Annotated in this window: 1 protein-coding gene; it reads left to right on the top strand. The window is 67.6% G+C overall.

Annotation, left to right across the window (positions count from 1 at the left end; genetic code table 11):
- On the top strand, window positions 1–404 hold a 404-nt coding region (locus NFH97_RS21145), incomplete at both ends, for a hypothetical protein (protein ID WP_349625587.1).

A 404-nucleotide genomic window follows, 5' to 3' on the forward strand; every position in this document is an offset into this window, starting at 1 on the left:
GGCTTCGAGGGCGATGCGGTCATCGACTACACCATTCGCGATGCCGATGGCGACACCAGCGACGCGGTGTTCACCGTCACCGTGGCGGCGGACTCCACGCCCACCGTCAGCGTGCCGGACGATTCGCCCGATGCCGAAGGTGGTCAGTTCAGCGTCAGCGAAGCCGGACTGCCGGGCGGCAGCGCGGCGGGCGACGATAGCCAGAGCACCAATGGCAGTCTGCCGATCACCACCGGTGGCGATAGCCTGGCCTCGCTGGTGATCAACGGCCAGAACGTGACGGGCGGCGGCACGGTCGAAGGCGACTACGGCACCCTGAGCGTCAGTGTCTCTGACGGCGAGTACAGCTGGAGCTACACCCTGGATGGCAGCACCCAGGACCACACCAGCCAGGGCACCGGCAG

It is taken from the genome of Halomonas sp. SCS19, from assembly GCF_040147015.1.
Classification (GTDB): domain Bacteria; phylum Pseudomonadota; class Gammaproteobacteria; order Pseudomonadales; family Halomonadaceae; genus Halomonas; species Halomonas litopenaei.